Annotated in this window: 24 protein-coding genes; all 24 read left to right on the top strand. The window is 66.7% G+C overall.

Features of this window, described 5'->3' with window-relative positions:
- Positions 1 to 31: 31 nt before the first annotated feature.
- The 24 genes from rplV to rplQ all read left to right on the top strand — a co-directional run bounded on the left by rplV (position 32) and on the right by rplQ (position 13,199).
- A complete protein-coding gene (rplV, locus tag DO944_RS14120) occupies positions 32 to 430 on the top strand; it encodes a 50S ribosomal protein L22 (protein WP_036304774.1) in 399 nt (132 codons plus the stop codon).
- Positions 430 to 1,188 (top strand): 30S ribosomal protein S3, encoded by a 759-nt coding sequence (gene rpsC / locus DO944_RS14125; protein ID WP_023954045.1) that lies wholly within the window; start codon positions 430 to 432, stop codon positions 1,186 to 1,188. Before rplV ends, rpsC begins: the two co-directional genes overlap by 1 nt.
- Positions 1,188 to 1,607, top strand: a complete 420-nt coding sequence (gene rplP / locus DO944_RS14130; protein WP_023954047.1) for a 50S ribosomal protein L16 — start codon at positions 1,188 to 1,190, stop codon at positions 1,605 to 1,607. Before rpsC ends, rplP begins: the two co-directional genes overlap by 1 nt.
- Positions 1,607 to 1,915, top strand: coding sequence for a 50S ribosomal protein L29 (gene rpmC, locus DO944_RS14135; RefSeq protein WP_023954048.1), 309 nt, complete (start codon positions 1,607 to 1,609; stop codon positions 1,913 to 1,915). Before rplP ends, rpmC begins: the two co-directional genes overlap by 1 nt.
- Complete coding sequence (rpsQ, locus tag DO944_RS14140) at positions 1,915 to 2,244, top strand: 30S ribosomal protein S17 (protein ID WP_023954049.1); 330 nt, start codon at positions 1,915 to 1,917, stop codon at positions 2,242 to 2,244. Before rpmC ends, rpsQ begins: the two co-directional genes overlap by 1 nt.
- Before the next feature lie 4 nt (positions 2,245 to 2,248).
- Positions 2,249 to 2,617, top strand: a complete 369-nt coding sequence (gene rplN, locus DO944_RS14145; RefSeq protein ID WP_023954050.1) for a 50S ribosomal protein L14 — start codon at positions 2,249 to 2,251, stop codon at positions 2,615 to 2,617.
- 2 nt (positions 2,618 to 2,619) lie between these two features.
- Positions 2,620 to 2,979: a 50S ribosomal protein L24 gene (rplX, locus tag DO944_RS14150; protein WP_112617789.1), complete on the top strand. Its 360-nt coding sequence runs from the start codon at positions 2,620 to 2,622 to the stop codon at positions 2,977 to 2,979.
- A 2-nt stretch (positions 2,980 to 2,981) separates the two neighbouring features.
- Positions 2,982 to 3,572 carry a 50S ribosomal protein L5 gene (gene rplE / locus DO944_RS14155; protein ID WP_112617790.1) on the top strand — a complete coding sequence of 197 codons (591 nt, stop codon included), beginning with the start codon at positions 2,982 to 2,984 and terminating at the stop codon, positions 3,570 to 3,572.
- Between the two features lie 133 nt (positions 3,573 to 3,705).
- Complete coding sequence (rpsH, locus tag DO944_RS14160) at positions 3,706 to 4,104, top strand: 30S ribosomal protein S8 (RefSeq protein ID WP_112617791.1); 399 nt, start codon at positions 3,706 to 3,708, stop codon at positions 4,102 to 4,104.
- A gap of 4 nt (positions 4,105 to 4,108) precedes the next feature.
- A complete protein-coding gene (gene rplF, locus DO944_RS14165; protein ID WP_112617792.1) occupies positions 4,109 to 4,645 on the top strand; it encodes a 50S ribosomal protein L6 in 537 nt (178 codons plus the stop codon).
- A 2-nt stretch (positions 4,646 to 4,647) separates the two neighbouring features.
- Positions 4,648 to 5,007, top strand: coding sequence for a 50S ribosomal protein L18 (gene rplR, locus DO944_RS14170; RefSeq protein ID WP_112617793.1), 360 nt, complete (start codon positions 4,648 to 4,650; stop codon positions 5,005 to 5,007).
- Positions 5,004 to 5,702: a 30S ribosomal protein S5 gene (gene rpsE / locus DO944_RS14175; RefSeq protein WP_023954060.1), complete on the top strand. Its 699-nt coding sequence runs from the start codon at positions 5,004 to 5,006 to the stop codon at positions 5,700 to 5,702. Before rplR ends, rpsE begins: the two co-directional genes overlap by 4 nt.
- Positions 5,702 to 5,887, top strand: a complete 186-nt coding sequence (rpmD, locus tag DO944_RS15720; protein WP_023954062.1) for a 50S ribosomal protein L30 — start codon at positions 5,702 to 5,704, stop codon at positions 5,885 to 5,887. Before rpsE ends, rpmD begins: the two co-directional genes overlap by 1 nt.
- Entirely contained in the window at positions 5,887 to 6,378 is a 492-nt protein-coding gene (gene rplO / locus DO944_RS14180) for a 50S ribosomal protein L15 (protein WP_181574259.1), read from the top strand. Before rpmD ends, rplO begins: the two co-directional genes overlap by 1 nt.
- A 131-nt stretch (positions 6,379 to 6,509) precedes the next feature.
- Positions 6,510 to 7,835, top strand: coding sequence for a preprotein translocase subunit SecY (secY, locus tag DO944_RS14185; protein WP_112617794.1), 1,326 nt, complete (start codon positions 6,510 to 6,512; stop codon positions 7,833 to 7,835).
- Positions 7,832 to 8,419, top strand: coding sequence for an adenylate kinase (locus DO944_RS14190; RefSeq protein ID WP_112617795.1), 588 nt, complete (start codon positions 7,832 to 7,834; stop codon positions 8,417 to 8,419). Before secY ends, DO944_RS14190 begins: the two co-directional genes overlap by 4 nt.
- Positions 8,416 to 9,249: a type I methionyl aminopeptidase gene (gene map, locus DO944_RS14195; protein WP_181574260.1), complete on the top strand. Its 834-nt coding sequence runs from the start codon at positions 8,416 to 8,418 to the stop codon at positions 9,247 to 9,249. The genes DO944_RS14190 and map overlap by 4 nt, the downstream gene beginning before the upstream one ends.
- An 11-nt stretch (positions 9,250 to 9,260) precedes the next feature.
- Positions 9,261 to 9,947 (top strand): thioredoxin domain-containing protein, encoded by a 687-nt coding sequence (locus tag DO944_RS14200; protein ID WP_112617796.1) that lies wholly within the window; start codon positions 9,261 to 9,263, stop codon positions 9,945 to 9,947.
- 156 nt (positions 9,948 to 10,103) lie between these two features.
- Positions 10,104 to 10,325: a translation initiation factor IF-1 gene (infA, locus tag DO944_RS14205; RefSeq protein WP_017201569.1), complete on the top strand. Its 222-nt coding sequence runs from the start codon at positions 10,104 to 10,106 to the stop codon at positions 10,323 to 10,325.
- Positions 10,326 to 10,401: 76 nt separating this feature from the next.
- Positions 10,402 to 10,518: a 50S ribosomal protein L36 gene (rpmJ, locus tag DO944_RS14210; RefSeq protein ID WP_005050492.1), complete on the top strand. Its 117-nt coding sequence runs from the start codon at positions 10,402 to 10,404 to the stop codon at positions 10,516 to 10,518.
- A 156-nt stretch (positions 10,519 to 10,674) separates the two neighbouring features.
- Positions 10,675 to 11,049, top strand: a complete 375-nt coding sequence (gene rpsM / locus DO944_RS14215) for a 30S ribosomal protein S13 (protein WP_023954076.1) — start codon at positions 10,675 to 10,677, stop codon at positions 11,047 to 11,049.
- Positions 11,050 to 11,083: 34 nt separating this feature from the next.
- Complete coding sequence (gene rpsK / locus DO944_RS14220; protein ID WP_023954078.1) at positions 11,084 to 11,482, top strand: 30S ribosomal protein S11; 399 nt, start codon at positions 11,084 to 11,086, stop codon at positions 11,480 to 11,482.
- 122 nt (positions 11,483 to 11,604) lie between these two features.
- Positions 11,605 to 12,594 (top strand): DNA-directed RNA polymerase subunit alpha, encoded by a 990-nt coding sequence (locus tag DO944_RS14225; protein WP_023954080.1) that lies wholly within the window; start codon positions 11,605 to 11,607, stop codon positions 12,592 to 12,594.
- A 29-nt stretch (positions 12,595 to 12,623) separates the two neighbouring features.
- The gene (gene rplQ, locus DO944_RS14230; protein ID WP_112617797.1) at positions 12,624 to 13,199 is read left to right on the top strand and encodes a 50S ribosomal protein L17; all 576 of its coding nucleotides are present in this window, start codon (positions 12,624 to 12,626) and stop codon (positions 13,197 to 13,199) included.
- The last annotated feature ends 23 nt before the right edge of the window (positions 13,200 to 13,222 follow it).

Here is a 13,222-nt window from a genome sequence, read left to right on the forward strand (position 1 = left end):
GCAGTTCCAGAGAGGACAGAGGAGGAGAGACATGGTGGAATCCACCGCGCGCGTGAAGCACATCCGCGTGACCCCTCAGAAGGCTCGTCGTGTCGTCGCGCTCATCAAGGGCAAGCAGGCTCAGGAGGCACTCGCCATCCTGAAGTTCGCCCCGCAGAGCGCCAGCGAGCCGATTTACAAGCTCGTCGCCTCGGCCGTCGCGAACGCTCGCGTCAAGGCCGACAAGGACAACGAGTTCCTGGACGATGCAGACCTGTACGTGAAGAACGCGTACGTCGACGAGGGCACGACGCTCAAGCGTTTCCAGCCCCGCGCCCAGGGTCGTGCCTTCCAGATCAAGAAGCGCACGAGCCACATCACGGTCGTGCTGTCGACGCCGGAGAACGCGGATGCCGCGGCCGCCGGTACGAGCAAGAAGGCGAGCAAGTAATGGGACAGAAAGTCAACCCGTACGGCTTCCGCCTCGGCATCACCACGGACCACGTGTCGCGTTGGTTCTCGGACTCGACCAAGCCGGGCCAGCGTTACGCCGACTACGTCGCCGAGGACATCAAGATCCGTCGTCTGCTGACCACGTCGCTCGACCGCGCCGGCGTCAGCAACATCGAGATCGAGCGCACCCGTGACCGCGTCCGCGTCGACATCCACACCGCCCGCCCGGGCATCGTGATCGGTCGTCGTGGCGCCGAGGCCGAGCGCATCCGCGCCGACCTCGAGAAGCTCACCGGCAAGCAGATCCAGCTCAACATCCTCGAGGTCAAGAACCCCGAGGCCGACGCCCAGCTCGTCGCGCAGGGCATCGCCGAGCAGCTCTCCGCTCGTGTGGCTTTCCGCCGCGCGATGCGCAAGGGTCTGCAGGGCGCTCAGCGCGCCGGTGCCAAGGGCATCCGGATCCAGGTCTCGGGCCGCCTCGGCGGCGCGGAGATGAGCCGCTCGGAGTTCTACCGCGAGGGCCGCGTGCCCCTGCACACGCTCCGCGCGAACATCGACTACGGCTTCTATGAGGCCAAGACCACCTTCGGCCGCATCGGCGTGAAGGTCTGGATCTACAAGGGCGACCTGACGGCCAAGGAGCTCGCTCGCGAGCAGGCCAACGCGCCGAAGACCTCGCGCGGTCGCGACGACCGCGGTGACCGCCGTCGCGGTCCCCGCAACGAGGCCCCCGTGGCAGAAGGAGCGTCGGCCTGATGCTTATCCCCCGCAAGGTCAAGTACCGCAAGCAGCACCACCCCAAGCGCGATGGCCAGGCCACCGGCGGCACGAAGGTCTCCTTCGGCGAGTTCGGTATCCAGGCACTCACGCCCGCTTACGTGACCAACCGTCAGATCGAGTCCGCTCGTATCGCCATGACGCGTCACATCAAGCGTGGCGGCAAGGTGTGGATCAACGTCTACCCCGACCGTCCGCTCACCAAGAAGCCCGCCGAGACCCGCATGGGTTCGGGTAAGGGCTCGCCGGAGTGGTGGGTCGCCAACGTCAAGCCGGGTCGCGTCCTCTTCGAGGTCGCCGGAGTCAACGAGGAGCTCGCTCGCGAGGCCCTGACCCGTGCCATTCACAAGCTGCCGCTGAAGGCACGCATCATCAAGCGCGAGGAGGGCGACGCGTAATGGCTGTCGGCACCAAGACGCTCGCCCCGAGCGAGCTCGACACGTTCGAAGACCAGCGCCTCGTCGAGGAGCTGCGCAAGGCCAAGGAAGAGCTGTTCAACCTGCGCTTCCAGTCGGCCACCGGCCAGCTCGAGAGCCACGGCCGCATCCGTGCGGTCAAGCGCGACATCGCGCGGCTCTACACGGTGATCCGCGAGCGCGAGCTCGGCATTCGTGCCACGCCCGTCGCGGAGGCGCCGAAGGCGAAGAAGACCAAGGCCAAGAAGGCGGATGACGCCACCGAGGCCGCGAAGGAAGAGACCGAGTAATGGCTACCGACAAGAACGCCGCTGAGGCTGTCGCCGAGGGCCACGAGCACGGCGAGCACGACGTCCGCGACCCGCAGGCCCGCGGTTACCGCAAGGCTCGTCGCGGCTACGTCGTGAGCGACAAGATGGACAAGACGATCGTCGTCGAGGTCGAGGACCGCGTGAAGCACCCGCTCTACGGCAAGGTCATCCGCCGCACGTCGAAGGTCAAGGCCCACGACGAGGCCAACACCGCCGGCATCGGCGACCTCGTCCTCATCAACGAGACTCGCCCGCTGAGCGCCACCAAGCGCTGGCGTCTGGTCGAGGTCCTCGAGAAGGCGAAGTGATCTCATGATTCAGACCGAATCCCGCCTCAAGGTCGCCGACAACACCGGCGCCAAGGAGCTGCTCACCATCCGCGTGCTCGGCGGCTCCGCCCGCCGGTACGCCGGACTGGGCGACATCATCGTCGCCACCGTCAAGGACGCGATCCCCGGTGGCAACGTCAAGAAGGGTGATGTCGTCAAGGCCGTCATCGTCCGCACCGTCAAGCAGACGCGCCGTCCCGACGGCTCGTACATCAAGTTCGACGAGAACGCCGCCGTCATCCTGAAGAACGACGGGGAGCCCCGTGGCACCCGCATCTTCGGACCGGTCGGTCGTGAGCTTCGCGACAAGAAGTTCATGAAGATCGTCTCGCTCGCCCCGGAGGTCATCTGATCATGGCGAACATCAAGAAGGGTGACCTGGTTCAGGTCATCACGGGCGCCAAGCCCGAGCGCGGCGGCGACCGTGGCAAGCAGGGCAAGGTCCTCGAGGTCCTCGTCGAGCAGAACCGCGTCATCGTCGAGGGCGTGAACTACGTCACCAAGCACACCCGCGTCGGCCAGACGCAGCGTGGCACCAAGACGGGCGGCATCGAGACCTTCGAGGCCCCCATCCACATCTCGAACGTCCAGGTCGTCGACCCCGAGACGAAGAAGCCGACCCGCGTCGGCCACCGCGTCGAGGAGAAGACGAAGGACGGCGTGAAGCGCACCGTCCGCGTGCGTTACGCGAAGAAGAGCGGCAAGGACCTCTGAATATGAGCAGCACCACTGCCGCGGCGGCTGGCAAGATCCAGCCCCGCCTGAAGCAGAAGTACCAGAGCGAGATCAAGAAGGCTCTGCAGGAAGAGTTCGGCTACGCCAACGTCATGCAGATCCCCGGTCTCGTGAAGGTCGTCGTGAACACCGGTGTCGGCGAGGCAGCTCGCGACAGCAAGGTGATCGACGGCGCCGTGGACGACCTGACGAAGATCACGGGTCAGAAGCCGATCGTCACGAAGGCCCGCAAGTCCATCGCGCAGTTCAAGCTGCGCGAGGGCCAGGCCATCGGCGCGCACGTCACCCTCCGCGGTGACCGTGCGTGGGAGTTCATCGACCGTCTCGTGAACCTCGCGCTGCCCCGCATCCGCGACTTCCGCGGTCTGTCGCCCAAGCAGTTCGACGGTCACGGCAACTACACCTTCGGTCTGCAGGAGCAGGCGGTCTTCCACGAGATCAACCAGGACCGGATCGACCGCGTCCGTGGTTTCGACATCACGATCGTCACCACGGCGAAGTCGGATGACGAGGGACGCTCGCTGCTCCGCCAGCTCGGCTTCCCGTTCAAGTCGGACGACGCCCAGGCGTAATCCGGTACAATCGATCGTTCGGCCTCGGGGCATGCTCCGGGGCCGAACGACTGCACAACTGAATATGGACATTCATCGAAGGTCGCCTGTCGTGTAACGGCAGTCGAAACCTCATGATCGAAGGAACACACCTATGACGATGACAGACCCGGTCGCAGATATGCTGACCCGTCTGCGCAACGCGAACTCGGCGCACCACGACTCCGTGTCGCTGCCGAGCTCGAAGCTCAAGACCAACATCGCCGAGATCCTCAAGCAGGAGGGCTACATCTCCGGCTGGGAGGTCACCGATGCCCGCGTCGGCCAGACCCTCACCATGACGCTGAAGTACGGCCCCAACCGCGAGCGGTCGATCGCCGGCATCAAGCGCGTCTCCAAGCCCGGTCTCCGCGTGTACGCGAAGTCGACCGAGCTGCCCACGGTCCTCGGTGGCCTGGGTGTCGCGATTCTGTCCACCTCCTCTGGCCTCCTCACGGACCGCCAGGCCGACTCGAAGGGCGTCGGCGGGGAAGTCCTCGCCTACGTGTGGTGATCTGATGTCGCGTATTGGACGTCTCCCCATCGACATCCCTGCCGGTGTGACCGTCGAGGTCACCGGACAGGACGTCCTCGTCACGGGCCCCAAGGGCGAGCTGCGACTGACCGTCGCCAAGCCCATCGAGGCCAAGGTCGAGGAGAACCAGGTTCTCGTCACCCGTCCGGATGACGAGCGCGAGTCGCGTGCCCTGCACGGCCTGACCCGCACCCTGATCAACAACAACATCATCGGCGTGACCCAGGGCTACACCAAGGGTCTCGAGGTCGTCGGCACCGGTTACCGCGTCGCTCAGAAGGGCTCGTCCGTCGAGTTCGCTCTCGGCTTCTCGCACCCCGTCACCGTCGAGGCACCCGCCGGCATCACCCTGACCGTCGAGGGCAACAACAAGCTCACGGTCAGCGGCATCGACAAGCAGGCGGTCGGCGAGACCGCGGCCAACATCCGCAAGATCCGCAAGCCCGAGCCCTATAAGGGCAAGGGTGTGCGGTACGCGGGCGAGGTCGTCCGCCGCAAGGCCGGAAAGGCTGGTAAGTAAGCATGGCTGTGAAGAGCAAGTCCGACGCGCGCGCGCGTCGTCACGCCCGCCTTCGCAAGAAGATCGTGGGCACCGAGGCCCGGCCGCGCCTGGTCGTGACCCGCTCGGCCCGCCACGTCTTCGTGCAGCTCGTCGACGACGCCAAGGGTCACACCGTGGCTTCGGCGTCGACCCTCGAGGCGGACCTGCGCACGTTCGACGGTGACAAGACCGCCAAGGCCCGCAAGGTCGGCGAGCTCGTCGCCGAGCGCGCCAAGGCCGCCGGCGTCGAAGACGTCGTGTTCGACCGCGGTGGCAACCGCTACGCGGGCCGTGTCGCAGCGATCGCCGACGGCGCTCGCGAGGGAGGTCTGAACCTGTGAGCGATGCAGTGACCAACAACAACGGAGAGAACCCTGTGACCGAACAGGCTACGACCGAGCAGGCCGCAGGCACCGCTCCCGTCGAGCGCGAGGCCCGCGAGCCCCGCCGCGGAAGCCGCGAGCGCAGCAACAACCGCGACCGCGGTTCGCGCGACGCCGACAAGAGCCAGTTCCTGGAGCGCGTCGTCACCATCAACCGCGTGTCGAAGGTCGTCAAGGGTGGTCGTCGCTTCAGCTTCACCGCTCTCGTCGTCGTCGGCGACGGCAACGGGCTGGTCGGCGTCGGCTACGGCAAGGCGCGTGAGGTCCCCCTCGCCATCTCGAAGGGTGTCGAAGAGGCCAAGCGCAACTTCTTCCGCGTTCCCCGCACCGGCTCGACCATCCCGCACCCCGTGCAGGGTGAGGCAGCCGCCGGCGTCGTGCTCCTGCGCCCCGCCGCCGCCGGTACCGGTGTTATCGCCGGTGGTCCCGTCCGCGCCGTGCTCGAGTGCGCCGGTATCCACGACGTCCTGTCGAAGTCGCTCGGCTCGTCGAACACGATCAACATCGTGCACGCGACCGTCGAGGCACTGAAGCAGCTCGAGGAGCCCCGTGCGGTCGCCGCACGCCGTGGCCTGGACTTCGACCAGGTCGCACCGGCTCGCCTCGTGCGCGCTGAGGCCGAGGCGAACGCCGCACAGAAGGTAGGTGCCTGATGGCCGCTCGACTGAAGGTCACCCAGGTCAAGTCCAAGGTGAGCGAGAAGCAGAACCAGCGCGACACGCTGCGTTCGCTGGGTCTCAAGCGGATCGGCGACTCGGTCGTCCGTCCCGACGACGCGCAGACGCGCGGCTACGTCAAGACCGTCGCGCACCTCGTGAAGGTTGAGGAGATCGACTGATGGCTGAGAAGAAGGACGACAAGAAGGCGAAGGCCGAGACCACGGCCGCTCGTCCCGGTGTGCTGAAGGTCCACCACCTGCGTCCCGTGCCCGGATCCAACACGGCGAAGACCCGTGTCGGCCGCGGTGAGGGCTCGAAGGGTAAGACCGCGGGCCGCGGAACCAAGGGTCAGAAGGCCCGGTACCAGGTCAAGGCGGGCTTCGAGGGTGGCCAGATGCCGCTCCACATGCGCACCCCCAAGCTGCGCGGGTTCAAGAACCCGTTCCGCGTCGAGTACCAGGTCGTGAACCTGGACAAGCTCGCGGAGCTCTACCCGCAGGGCGGTGACGTCACCATCACCGACCTGGTCGCGAAGGGTGCCGTCCGCAAGAACGAGAAGGTCAAGGTGCTCGGCACCGGCGACATCTCGGTGGCGCTGAACGTGTCGGTCGACAAGGTCTCGGGCTCTGCCGAGCAGAAGATCGTCGCGGCCGGCGGGTCCATCAAGTAATTCGCCAGCGAGGGCCGGAGTTCGCTCCGGCCCTCGCTTCGTCGTATCCGAGGCGCGCCTGTGAACGGCCTGGGATACCCTGGTTGACGGTGTCTTCCCGAGACGCCGCCCATCCCTTGGGAGGAATCCACTTGTTCAGCGCCATAGCGCGGGTCTTCCGCACTCCGGATCTCCGGCGGAAGATCGGCTTCACCCTGGCGATCATCGCCATCTACCGCCTGGGCGCGCACGTGCCGACGCCGTTCGTGAACTTCCCGAACGTGCAGAGCTGTCTCGACCAGAGCGGCACCGCGCAGGGCCTGCTCTCGCTCGTGAACCTGTTCTCGGGCGGCGCCCTGCTGCAGCTGTCGATCTTCGCGCTCGGCGTCATGCCGTACATCACCGCGACGATCATCGTGCAGCTGCTGCGCGTGGTCATCCCGCACTTCGAGACCCTCTACAAGGAGGGTCAGTCCGGCCAGGCGAAGCTCACGCAGTACACCCGCTACCTGACCATCGCGCTGGCGCTGCTGCAGTCCACGACGCTCGTCACGGTCGCCCGCTCGGGTCAGCTGATCCCGGTGACCGGTGTTCCCGAGTGCGCCCAGCTCGTGACCTCGGAAGCCTGGTACGCCCAGCTCCTGATGATCATCACGATGACCGCCGGCACCGGCCTGATCATGTGGTTCGCCGAGCTCGTCACCGAGCGCGGCGTCGGCAACGGCATGTCGATCCTCATCTTCACCTCGATCGCCGCCACGTTCCCCGCGGCCCTCTGGTCGATCGCGATCGCCCGCGGCTTCGAGATCTTCCTGCTCGTGCTCGCGGTGGGCATCGCCGTCGTCGCCCTCGTCGTCTTCGTCGAGCAGTCGCAGCGGCGCATCCCGGTCCAATACGCCAAGCGCATGGTCGGCCGGCGCACGTACGGCGGCACGAACACGTACATTCCCATCAAGGTCAACATGGCGGGTGTCGTCCCGGTCATCTTCGCGTCGTCGCTGCTGTATATCCCCGCGCTGATCGCGCAGTTCAACCAGAACCCGGATGCCGACGGCAACGTGCCCGGCTGGGTGGCGTGGATCCAGCAGTACTTCACGACGGGCGACAGCCCGCTGTACATGGCGGTCTACTTCCTGCTGATCATCGGCTTCACCTACTTCTACGTCGCCATCACGTTCAACCCGGTCGACGTCGCGGACAACATGAAGAAGTACGGCGGGTTCATCCCCGGCATCCGCGCCGGCCGGCCCACCGCGGAGTACCTCGACTACGTCCTCACCCGCATCACCGCTCCCGGCTCGATCTACCTGGGTCTCATCGCCCTGCTTCCGCTGATCGCGCTGGCGACGGTCGGTGCCAACCAGAACTTCCCGTTCGGCGGCGCCTCGATCCTCATCATCGTCGGTGTCGGTCTCGAGACGGTGAAGCAGATCGACGCGCAGCTCCAGCAGCGCCACTACGAAGGGCTGCTGCGATGACGGCTGCACGTCTGCTGATCGTCGGGCCCCAGGGCTCGGGCAAGGGTACTCAGGGAGTGCGCATCGCCGAGGCGCTGGGCATCCCCACCGTCTCGACGGGCGACGTCTTCCGGGCGAACGTCAAGGAGGGCACCGAGCTCGGCCAGCAGGTCAAGGCGATCATCGACGCCGGCGACCTGGTTCCCGACGAGCTGACGAGCGCGATCGTGCGCGGCCGGCTGGAGCAGGCCGACGCTGCCGGCGGCTTCCTGCTCGACGGGTACCCGCGCAACCTGGCTCAGGTCCGCGATCTCGACGGTTTCCTCCAGGGTCGCGGCGAAGAGCTGACGGCCGTGATCGAGCTCGTCGTCCCCCGCGAGGAGTCCATCGCGCGACTCTCCAAGCGTGCGGCCGAGCAGGGTCGCGACGACGACAACGAGGAGTCGATCGCCAAGCGCCTCTCGATCTACGAGAACGAGACCGCCCCGATCCTCGACGTCTTCCGCGAGCGCGGGATCGTCGATCAGATCGACGGTGTCGGCTCGCTCGACGAGATCACCGAGCGGATCACCGCGGCTCTGACGGCCCGCGGCATCACGGCGTGATCGGTCGCCGCTCCATCTACAAGTCGCCCGCGCAGCTGCAGGCGATGGTCGAGCCCGGCCTGATCACGGCCGCGGCCCTGCAGGCGGTGCGCGACCACGTCGCGCCGGGCGTGACGACGCTCGAGCTCGATGCCATCGCCGCGGACGTGATCCGCTCACGCGGTGCCGAGTCGAACTTCCAGCTCGTCCGGGGCTACCGCCACACCGTGTGCGCCTCGGTCAACGAGCAGGTCGTGCACGGCATCCCGAACTCGCGTCCGCTGGAGCCGGGCGACATCCTCTCGATCGACGCCGGCGCGCAGTTCCGCGGCTGGAACGGCGACTCGGCGTTCACGATCGTCATCCCCGATCCCGAGCGACCGGAGCTCGTTGCGTCGCGCGAGCGGCTGTCGCAGGTCACCGAGGAATCGCTGTGGGCCGGCATCGCCGCCATGGCCAGCGCCAAGCGCATCGGCGAGATCGGTGACGCGATCCAGACCTCGATCGAGGCGTCCGGCGAGCAGTACGGCATCCTGCGCGACTACGTCGGGCACGGCATCGGCCGCAAGATGCACGAAGCGCCCTCGGTCTTCAACTACCGCGTGGCCGACCTGGGCCCCGAGGTGAAGCCCGGTCTCGTGCTCGCGATCGAGCCGATGGTCGTGGCCGGCTCGGAGGAGACGTTCACCGAGGACGACGACTGGACGGTCTCGACGATCGACGGCTCGGACGGCTCCCATTGGGAACATAGCGTCGCGGTGCATGATGGGGGCATCTGGGTTCTCACGGCGCCCGACGGTGGCGCCGCGGGGCTCGCCCCGTATGGAATCGTGCCGACGGAAATCGGCTGAGGAGAGAAGTGATGGCTACTGCGGCGACGGGCAAGACCAACTGGTTCGCGATCTGGGTGTCGACGGCCGTGGTGGTCGTGGTGGCCCTCATCGTCGCGCTGGTCGTGTGGATGAACAACAGCGCGACCGACCCCGGCACCCCGCCCACGGGGTCGGGCATCGAGCAGGAGACCGGCGCCGTCGTCGTCGGAGACGGCTCGCAGACGCTCGACACGTATGTCGACTTCATGTGCCCGATCTGCGGTCAGTTCGAGACGACCTACGGACCCGAGATCCTCGATCTCGTGAACGACGGAACGATCACCCTCAAGATCCACCCGATCTCGATCCTCGACCGTGCGTCGCAGGGCACCGAGTACTCGACGCGTTCGGCCAATGCGATGTACTGCGTAGCCGAGGCCGATCCCGACGCCGCCGTCCCGTTCATGCAGGCCCTCTTCGAGCAGCAGCCCGCCGAGCAGTCGACGGGTCTCACCGACGAGCAGCTCCTGCAGATCGCATCCGATGCGGGGGTGACGGGCATCGACTCGTGCGTCACCGACCGCACCTACGAGTCCTACGTCGCCGCGAAGACCAAGGAGACGCCGCTCCAGCCCGGATCGGACCGCGTCGGAACGCCGACGATCGCCGTCAACGGCGAGACGATCTCGAACAGCACGATCCCGGCCCGCGGTTCGTTCGCGACGCTCTTCAACTGAGCGGAGCGGGGCGACGCGCCGTGCGAGATACGGCGAGTTGCTCGAGCGTGCGGTAGCGCGTATGCTTGCTCTTTGGTGCGTTGCGCCTCTCTTGGCGTGTCACCGAAAATCCCATCCAACGCAGACCGACCGGCCTGCACAACTGTAAGCGAGCGTATGGCGAAGAAAGACGGTGTCATCGAGATCGAGGGCGTGATCTCCGAGGCTCTGCCCAACGCGATGTTCCGCGTCGAGCTCAGCAACGGACACAAGGTCCTCGCAACGATCTCGGGCAAGATGCGGCAGAACTACATCCGCATCATCCCCGAAGACCGCGTGGTCGTGGAGCTCAGCCCCTACGACCTGACCCGCGGTCGCATCGTCTACCGCTACCGCTGAGCCCAGCGCACGCCGGTCGAGAAGTAACGCCCCGGAGCCCCTGCTCCGTCGGCGAAGACAGCGAATCAGGAACATCATGAAGGTCAACCCCTCCGTCAAGCCCATCTGCGACCACTGCAAGGTCATCCGTCGCCACGGTCGCGTCATGGTCATCTGCAAGTCGAACCCGCGTCACAAGCAGCGCCAGGGCTGATCGGATGCCGCGTCCGCGCGGCACCCGGTACGACGACAACTCAATACACCTCAGGCAGATCAGAACCCGCGCGGCGCAGCCGGCGGGGGACACCTCGGGACGAAGGCCCGAGCACCGATCCTGCTCCACACCTTCGATTACTCCTAGGAGAACCGCATGGCACGTCTTGCCGGCGTTGACATCCCGCGCGACAAGCGCGTGGTGATCGCCCTCACGTACATCTACGGCGTGGGCCGTACCCGCTCGAACGAGATCCTCGCAGCGACGGAGATCGACGAGAACATCCGCGTCAAGGACCTCACCGACGACCAGCTCGTCGCGCTCCGCGACTACATCGAGGGCAACTACAAGGTGGAGGGTGACCTGCGCCGCGAGGTCGCCGCCGACATCCGCCGCAAGGTCGAGATCGGTTCCTACGAGGGTCTGCGCCACCGCCGTGGCCTGCCCGTGCGCGGTCAGCGCACCAAGACCAACGCGCGTACGCGCAAGGGTCCCAAGCGCACCGTCGCCGGCAAGAAGAAGGCGCGCTAAGGCGCGGCCCCCACAGGTTTAGGAGAACACGCACATGGCACAGGCCAAGTCCGCAGCGCGCAAGCCGCGCCGCAAGGAGAAGAAGAACATCGCGCTGGGCCACGCCCACATCAAGTCGACGTTCAACAACACGATCGTCTCGATCACCGACCCGTCGGGCGCCGTCATCAGCTGGGCCTCCTCGGGTGGCGTCGGCTTCAAGGGCTCGCGCAAGTCGACCCCCTACGCCGCCGGCATGGCCGCCGAGTCCGCTGCGCGCCAGGCGCAGGAGCACGGCGTCAAGAAGGTCGACGTCTTCGTCAAGGGCCCCGGTTCGGGCCGCGAGACCGCGATCCGCTCGCTGACGGCCGCCGGCCTCGAGGTGGGGTCCATCCAGGACGTCACGCCGCAGGCCCACAACGGCTGCCGTCCCCCCAAGCGCCGCCGCGTCTGAGCTGACACGGATCCGGATGCCGCATCGCGCGGCATCCGGACTTCCGTCGTTTCCTTGAAAACTCAACACCTCACTGAATTGCACGTGTCATATAGCGGTCACGTGATCGAAAGGAACACATAGTGCTCATCGCACAGCGTCCCACTCTGACCGAGGAGAAGATCGGCGAGTTCCGCAGCCGGTTCGTCGTCGAGCCGCTCGAGCCCGGCTTCGGCTACACCATCGGCAACGCGCTGCGCCGCAGCCTGCTGTCGTCCATCCCGGGTGCCGCCGTCACCAGCATCCGTTTCGACGGTGTGCTGCACGAGTTCAGCACGATTCCGGGCGTGAAGGAGGATGTCACCGAGATCATCCTCAACATCAAGCAGCTGGTCGTCTCGTCCGAGCGCGACGAGCCCATCACGGCGTACCTGCGCAAGACCGGTGCCGGTGAGGTCACGGCCGCCGACATCTCGGCTCCCGCCGGTGTCGAGGTGCACAACCCCGACCTGGTCATCGCGACGCTCAACGACAGCGCGAAGTTCGAGCTCGAGCTCGTCATCGAGCGCGGTCGCGGCTACGTCTCCGCGACCCAGAACCGCAACGAGTACGCCGAGGCCGGTCAGATCCCGATCGACTCGATCTACTCGCCCGTGCTCAAGGTCAGCTACCGCGTCGAGGCCACCCGTGCCGGTGAGCGCACCGACTTCGACAAGCTCGTCCTCGACGTCGAGTCGAAGGCGTCCATCTCGCCGCGCGACGCCGTCGCTTCGGCCGGTCGTACGCTCGTCGAGCTGTTCGGTCTCGCCCGCGAGCTGAACGTCGAGGCCGAGGGCATCGAGATCGGCCCCGCGCCGGTCGCCGAGGTTCTCACCAACGAGCTGTCGATGCCGATCGAGGACCTCGACCTGTCGGTCCGCTCGTACAACTGCCTCAAGCGCGAGGGCATCAACACGGTGTCCGAGCTGGTCGCCCTCTCGGAGACCCAGCTCATGAACATCCGCAACTTCGGTCAGAAGTCGGTCGATGAGGTGCGCGACAAGCTCGTCTCGCTCGGCCTGTCGCTGAAGGACTCGGTTCCCGGGTTCGACGGTGCGCACTTCTACGGCGGATACGACGACGAGAACCTCTGAGCCCCCCTTTCTTCCTGGAGTAATCAAAAATGCCTAAGCCCACCAAGGGTCCCCGCCTCGGAGGCGGCCCCGCACACGAGCGCCTGCTTCTCGCGAACCTCGCCGCGGCCCTGTTCACCCACAAGTCGATCACCACGACCGAGACCAAGGCCAAGCGCCTGCGTCCGTACGCCGAGCGTCTGGTGACCTTCGCGAAGCGCGGCGACCTGCACGCCCGCCGTCGCGTCGCGTCGGTCATCGGCGACAAGAGCGTCGTTCACGAGCTCTTCGCCGAGATCGCTCCGCTCGTCGCCGAGCGCGAGGGTGGCTACACGCGCATCACCAAGATCGGCAACCGCAAGGGCGACAACGCTCCCATGGCTGTCATCGAGCTCGTGCTCGAGCCGGTGAACCCGAAGCCGAAGTCGGCCAAGAAGTCGGCTGCTGCCGCTCCGGCCGCCGCCGAGGAGGCTCCGGTCGAGGAGGCTCCCGTCGAGGAGACCACCGAGGCTCCCGCCGACGACGCCGCGGCCGGCGCCGGCGCCGAGTCGCCGGAGGAGGGCGCAGCCGCTGAGGCTGCCGCCGAGGACGCCGCTGAGGCTCCCGCCGAGGACGACAAGAAGTAACAGCGCCTCGCGCTGACATCGGG

The organism is Microbacterium sp. SMR1 (assembly GCF_003289625.1).
Lineage (GTDB): Bacteria > Actinomycetota > Actinomycetes > Actinomycetales > Microbacteriaceae > Microbacterium > Microbacterium plantarum.

Excerpts from the sequence above, each read along its gene's own strand:
- rplX (WP_112617789.1), top strand. The coding sequence starts at position 2,620 with ATGGCGAACATCAAGAAGGGTGACCTGGTTCAGGTCATCACGGGCGCC.
- rplR (WP_112617793.1), top strand. The coding sequence starts at position 4,648 with ATGGCTGTGAAGAGCAAGTCCGACGCGCGCGCGCGTCGTCACGCCCGC.
- rpmJ (WP_005050492.1), top strand. The coding sequence starts at position 10,402 with ATGAAGGTCAACCCCTCCGTCAAGCCCATCTGCGACCACTGCAAGGTC.
- DO944_RS14190 (WP_112617795.1), top strand. The coding sequence starts at position 7,832 with ATGACGGCTGCACGTCTGCTGATCGTCGGGCCCCAGGGCTCGGGCAAG.
- rplP (WP_023954047.1), top strand. The coding sequence starts at position 1,188 with ATGCTTATCCCCCGCAAGGTCAAGTACCGCAAGCAGCACCACCCCAAG.
- rplN (WP_023954050.1), top strand. The coding sequence starts at position 2,249 with ATGATTCAGACCGAATCCCGCCTCAAGGTCGCCGACAACACCGGCGCC.
- rpsQ (WP_023954049.1), top strand. The coding sequence starts at position 1,915 with ATGGCTACCGACAAGAACGCCGCTGAGGCTGTCGCCGAGGGCCACGAG.
- rplQ (WP_112617797.1), top strand. The coding sequence starts at position 12,624 with ATGCCTAAGCCCACCAAGGGTCCCCGCCTCGGAGGCGGCCCCGCACAC.
- rpmD (WP_023954062.1), top strand. The coding sequence starts at position 5,702 with ATGGCCGCTCGACTGAAGGTCACCCAGGTCAAGTCCAAGGTGAGCGAG.
- rplE (WP_112617790.1), top strand. The coding sequence starts at position 2,982 with ATGAGCAGCACCACTGCCGCGGCGGCTGGCAAGATCCAGCCCCGCCTG.
- rplV (WP_036304774.1), top strand. The coding sequence starts at position 32 with ATGGTGGAATCCACCGCGCGCGTGAAGCACATCCGCGTGACCCCTCAG.
- rpsK (WP_023954078.1), top strand. The coding sequence starts at position 11,084 with ATGGCACAGGCCAAGTCCGCAGCGCGCAAGCCGCGCCGCAAGGAGAAG.
- rpsM (WP_023954076.1), top strand. The coding sequence starts at position 10,675 with ATGGCACGTCTTGCCGGCGTTGACATCCCGCGCGACAAGCGCGTGGTG.
- rplO (WP_181574259.1), top strand. The coding sequence starts at position 5,887 with ATGGCTGAGAAGAAGGACGACAAGAAGGCGAAGGCCGAGACCACGGCC.
- rpsC (WP_023954045.1), top strand. The coding sequence starts at position 430 with ATGGGACAGAAAGTCAACCCGTACGGCTTCCGCCTCGGCATCACCACG.
- rplF (WP_112617792.1), top strand. The coding sequence starts at position 4,109 with ATGTCGCGTATTGGACGTCTCCCCATCGACATCCCTGCCGGTGTGACC.
- rpsH (WP_112617791.1), top strand. The coding sequence starts at position 3,706 with ATGACGATGACAGACCCGGTCGCAGATATGCTGACCCGTCTGCGCAAC.
- rpmC (WP_023954048.1), top strand. The coding sequence starts at position 1,607 with ATGGCTGTCGGCACCAAGACGCTCGCCCCGAGCGAGCTCGACACGTTC.
- DO944_RS14200 (WP_112617796.1), top strand. The coding sequence starts at position 9,261 with ATGGCTACTGCGGCGACGGGCAAGACCAACTGGTTCGCGATCTGGGTG.
- infA (WP_017201569.1), top strand. The coding sequence starts at position 10,104 with ATGGCGAAGAAAGACGGTGTCATCGAGATCGAGGGCGTGATCTCCGAG.